A 4,179-nucleotide genomic window follows, 5' to 3' on the forward strand; every position below is an offset into this window, starting at 1 on the left:
TTACGGGGAGAGGGTTGGGGTGAGGGGCAGACGCTCGATCGGTGCGAATTGTTAGACCTGTCCCCCCTCACCCGATCGCTGCGCGATCGACCTCTCCCCGCAAGCGGGGAGAGATTACAAGCAACGCCTTTTTGTTCTTCCCCGAAACAGCCCGCTACTACCACCGCCGATTAGCTGCGACCTAGTCTCATCCAAAACGACGGGTGAGGGGCGATGTCGGGACGGCGTGCAGTGCGACGAAGCGGATTTGCAGTTGGGCTTGGATGTTGCGGCGCGACACTGATTGCGTGTGCCGCGATGGCGCAGATGCCGTTTCCGCCAGCGACAAAGCCCGCCGACGGCGCGACGCTGTTCAAGCAGCAATGCGGCACCTGCCACACCACCTCCGCCGCCGAGCCGGTCCGGCAGGGTCCGCCGCTCAACGGCATCGTCGGCCGCCGCGCCGGCACGATTGAAAACTTCCACTACTCGTCCGGCTTCGCCAAGGCCGATTTCAGCTGGGACGAAGCCAGGCTCGACGCCTGGCTGACCAATCCGCAAGGCGTGATCCCCGGTGCCGTGATGGCCTATCGGCAAGCCAAGCCGGAGATTCGCACCACCATCATCAGCTATCTCAAGGAGCTGAAATAAATGGCCAAGCCCGTTCACTCAATGATCCGCGTGCGCGACCAAGCCAAGGCGCTCGACTTCTACAAGTGCGCCTTTGGGCTGGAGATCGCCGATCATCTGAACTTCGACGATTTCGCGCTGATCTATCTGCGCCATCCCTCCTCGCCGTTCGAGATCGAGCTGACCGTCAATCACGGCCGCAAGGAGCCCTACTCGCTCGGCGATGGCTACGGCCATCTCGCTGTCGTGGTCGAAGATCTCGACGCCGAGCATGCCCGCTTCGAACGTGAGCAGCTGGCACCGGGACCGCTGCGCGATTTCAAGCACAACGGCGCGACCTTGGCGCGCTTCTTCTTTGTGTCCGATCCGGACGGCTACAAGATCGAGGTGATCCAGCGCGGCGGCCGGTTCGGCTGAACCAGTCGAACAATTGGAACAACACAACAAATGGAGGAATGCCATGAGAGAAGTCGATCCGCGCAGCAAATACGATCGCCGCGTGTTCCTGAAAGGCGCCGCAGCGACCGTGCCCGCCGTTGCGGTGGCGAGCTCGACCGGGCTCGGCATCACTGATGCGTGGGCCGAGGACGCCAAAGCCTTGTCGCCGGCGACGTTGAAGACGTTGGTCAAGGTCGCGCGGGACATCTACCCGCACGACATGCTGGCCGACCGCTATTACATCGCCGCAGTCACGCCATGGGATGGCAAGGCCGCGGCAGATGCCGCGGTCAAGACCATGATCAATGATGGCATTGCTCGGCTCGATCAGGATGCGCGCGATCGCCACCAGGTGCCCTATGCCGAGGTGCAATGGGAGGCCGATCGCGTCGCGCTGCTGCATGCAATCGAGGAGACAAAATTCTTCAACACGGTCCGTGGCGACCTCGTCGTGTCGCTTTATAACCAGAAAGAGGTCTGGCCGAAATTCGGCTACGAGGGCGCCTCCGCCGAGCACGGTGGCTACATCAACCGCGGCTTCGCCGACATCGACTGGCTGCCGAAAGCCTGACAGCCAAGCAATCAACAAACGATGCGGAGGACACAATGGCAAAATTCGATCTGAACGATTCGGGCGTGGTCGTGATCGTCGGCTCCGGTGCGGGCGGGGGCACGCTCGGCAATGAGCTGGCGCAAAAGGGCATCAAGGTCGTGATCCTGGAGGCCGGCGACCGCTACGAAATTCCCGACTTCATCAATGACGAATGGGAGAGCTTTACCCAGCTCGCCTGGAAGGACATGCGCACGACGTCGGGCACCTGGCGCGTCCACAAGGACTTCCCCAATCTGCCGGCCTGGATCGTGAAAGCGGTCGGCGGCTCGACTGTGCACTGGGCTGGCGCCTCGCTCCGCTTCGACGAGCATGAGTTCAAGACGCGCACGACCTATGGAGCCCTGCCCGGCGCCAACCTGCTGGACTGGCCGATCACCCTGGCCGAGATGGAGCCCTGGTACGCCAAGGCCGAAGACAAGATGGGCGTGACCCGCACCAACGGCATCCCGGGACTGCCCGGCAACAACAATTTCAGGGTGATGGAAGCCGGCGCGCGCAAGCTCGGCTACAAGACCGTGCACACCGGCAACATGGCGATCAACTCGCAGCCGCGCGACGGCCGCGGCGCCTGCCAGCAGATCGGCTTCTGCTTCCAGGGCTGCAAGTCGGGCGCCAAATGGTCGACGCTCTACACCGAGATCCCGAAGGGCGAGGCGACAGGCAATCTCGAAGTGCGGCCGAGCAGCATGGCGATCAAGATCGAGCACGACGCCTCGGGCACGGTCACCGGCGTGGTCTATGCCGACGGCAACGGCGCCATGCAGTTGCAGAAGGCGCGCGTGGTCGCGGTCGCCGGCAATTCGATCGAGAGCCCGCGGCTGCTGCTCAACAGCGCCTCCAGTCTGTTCCCGGATGGCCTCGCCAATTCATCGGGCCAGGTGGGCCGCAACTACATGCGGCATATGACCGGCAGCGTCTATGCGAGCTTCGAGCAGCCCGTGCACATGTATCGCGGCACCACGATGGCCGGCATCATCCGCGACGAGGCGGCGTTCAATCCGAAGCGCGGCTTCGTCGGCGGCTACGAGATGGAGACGCTGTCGCTCGGCCTGCCCTTCATGGCGGCATTCCTCAATCCCGGCGCCTGGGGCCGCTCGTTCACGTCGGCGATGGAAACCTATCCGCGCATGGCCGGCATGTGGCTGGTCGGCGAGGACATGGCGCAGGAGACCAATCGCATCACGCTCGACGCGAGCGCCAAGGACAAGTTCGGCATGCCGGTGGCGTCGGTGCATTTCGACGATCACCCCAATGACCTCGCGATGCGCGCGCATGCCTACAAGCAGGGCGCCGCGGTCTATGAGGCGGTCGGCGCCACCGTGACCTACCCGACCACGCCCTATCCCTCGACGCACAATATGGGCACCAACAGGATGAGCGAGAAGCCGAAGGACGGCGTCGTCAACAAATACGGCCAGACCCACGACATCAAGAACCTGTTCGTCTCCGACGGCAGCCAGTTCACGTCAGGAGCTGCCTGCAATCCGACGCTGACCATCGTCTCGCTGGCGATCCGCCAGGCTGACACCATCGCCGGCATGATGGGGAAGAAGGAGATTTGAGGGGAGTGCCGCTACTCCGCCGCATCCAGAATAGCGGCCGCGCTGCTGGGAAACTCTGGCATCGCGGCCGTACTCTTCGAACGGTAGATCAAACAGGAGCAGCGCAGCAGCGAGGCGAAATTCTTCACTTCGCCGTGGTGGTCGAGCACCTCGTGGTACAGCGTGGTGAGGAACTTGGGCAGGCTCATGCCCTGCTTGGCCGCGATCTCCTCGAGCGTGTCCCAGAACGACAGCTCCAGCCGGATCGAGGTGCAGTGGCCGCCGATCCGCAAAGATCGGGTCTGCGATTCATAGTCGCGCTGCGGCTGGTGTGCGAACAGCTGGCACATGGGTTCCCTCCCGGCAGGGTCGCGTTTTCCGGAAACGTTATACCCGGCGGCGGGCGCTCACAATGGCGTTGGACAACGTCGCAATTTCCCATGGCGGCGCGTGAAAACCTGATGTCGCGACGCCATAATCAGGGGAGCGCAGCGGCTGAGATTTCGCTGCACCCATTTACCGCTGCGGCGTCTACAATCGGTCGCAGCCCACGAATCGCGACTGATCTTTCCATGCCCGTCCGCCAGCTTCCAGAACAGGTCGTCAACCGCATCGCCGCCGGCGAGGTGGTCGAACGTCCCGCCAGCGTGGTCAAGGAGCTGGTCGAGAACGCGATCGATGCCGGCGCCAGCCGGGTCGACATCTTCACCGATGGCGGCGGGCGGCGGAAGATCGCGATCACAGATGACGGTGGCGGCATGACCGCAGCCGATCTCGCGCTCGCGGTCGAGCGTCACGCCACCTCAAAGCTCGACGACGAGGATCTGCTGCAGATCCGCACCCTCGGCTTTCGCGGCGAGGCGCTGCCCTCGATCGGCTCGGTGGCGCGGCTCTCGATCACCACGCGGCACAAGAGCGAGCCGCATGCTTGGGCGCTGGCCGTCGACGGCGGCGCCAAGTCGGAGGTCGCACCGGCGG

Annotated in this window: 6 protein-coding genes; 5 read left to right on the forward strand and 1 reads right to left on the reverse strand. The window is 63.7% G+C overall.

What is annotated here, in order from left to right; translation table 11 throughout:
* Positions 1 to 306: 306 nt before the first annotated feature.
* From WA702_RS20905 to WA702_RS20920, 4 genes are read left to right on the forward strand one after another with little or no spacing between them, the layout of a single operon-like run.
* Entirely contained in the window at positions 307 to 630 is a 324-nt protein-coding gene (locus WA702_RS20905) for a c-type cytochrome (protein ID WP_425112451.1), read from the forward strand.
* Entirely contained in the window at positions 631 to 1,026 is a 396-nt protein-coding gene (locus WA702_RS20910) for a VOC family protein (protein ID WP_425112452.1), read from the forward strand. It abuts the gene before it with no gap.
* A gap of 43 nt (positions 1,027 to 1,069) precedes the next feature.
* Positions 1,070 to 1,618: a gluconate 2-dehydrogenase subunit 3 family protein gene (locus tag WA702_RS20915; protein ID WP_425112453.1), complete on the forward strand. Its 549-nt coding sequence runs from the start codon at positions 1,070 to 1,072 to the stop codon at positions 1,616 to 1,618.
* Between the two features lie 35 nt (positions 1,619 to 1,653).
* Positions 1,654 to 3,222, forward strand: a complete 1,569-nt coding sequence (locus tag WA702_RS20920) for a GMC family oxidoreductase (protein WP_425112454.1) — start codon at positions 1,654 to 1,656, stop codon at positions 3,220 to 3,222.
* 11 nt (positions 3,223 to 3,233) lie between these two features.
* Here WA702_RS20920 and WA702_RS20925 read toward each other — a convergent pair whose 3' ends face one another.
* Positions 3,234 to 3,551: a ribbon-helix-helix domain-containing protein gene (locus WA702_RS20925; RefSeq protein ID WP_425112455.1), complete on the reverse strand. Its 318-nt coding sequence runs from the start codon at positions 3,549 to 3,551 to the stop codon at positions 3,234 to 3,236.
* 222 nt (positions 3,552 to 3,773) lie between these two features.
* On the opposite strand from WA702_RS20925, the gene mutL reads away from it, so the two are divergent.
* Positions 3,774 to 4,179 (forward strand): DNA mismatch repair endonuclease MutL (gene mutL / locus WA702_RS20930; RefSeq protein ID WP_425112456.1); only part of this gene is annotated, 406 nt, incomplete at its 3' end.

The organism is Bradyrhizobium sp., assembly GCF_049798375.1.
Taxonomy (GTDB): Bacteria; Pseudomonadota; Alphaproteobacteria; order Rhizobiales; family Xanthobacteraceae; genus Bradyrhizobium.

What these genes read in the sequence shown, in the direction of transcription:
- WA702_RS20905 (WP_425112451.1), top strand. Translation starts at nt 307, where the DNA reads ATGCCGTTTCCGCCAGCGACAAAGCCCGCCGACGGCGCGACGCTGTTC.
- WA702_RS20910 (WP_425112452.1), top strand. Translation starts at nt 631, where the DNA reads ATGGCCAAGCCCGTTCACTCAATGATCCGCGTGCGCGACCAAGCCAAG.
- WA702_RS20915 (WP_425112453.1), top strand. Translation starts at nt 1,070, where the DNA reads ATGAGAGAAGTCGATCCGCGCAGCAAATACGATCGCCGCGTGTTCCTG.
- WA702_RS20920 (WP_425112454.1), top strand. Translation starts at nt 1,654, where the DNA reads ATGGCAAAATTCGATCTGAACGATTCGGGCGTGGTCGTGATCGTCGGC.
- WA702_RS20925 (WP_425112455.1), bottom strand. Translation starts at nt 3,551, where the DNA reads ATGTGCCAGCTGTTCGCACACCAGCCGCAGCGCGACTATGAATCGCAG.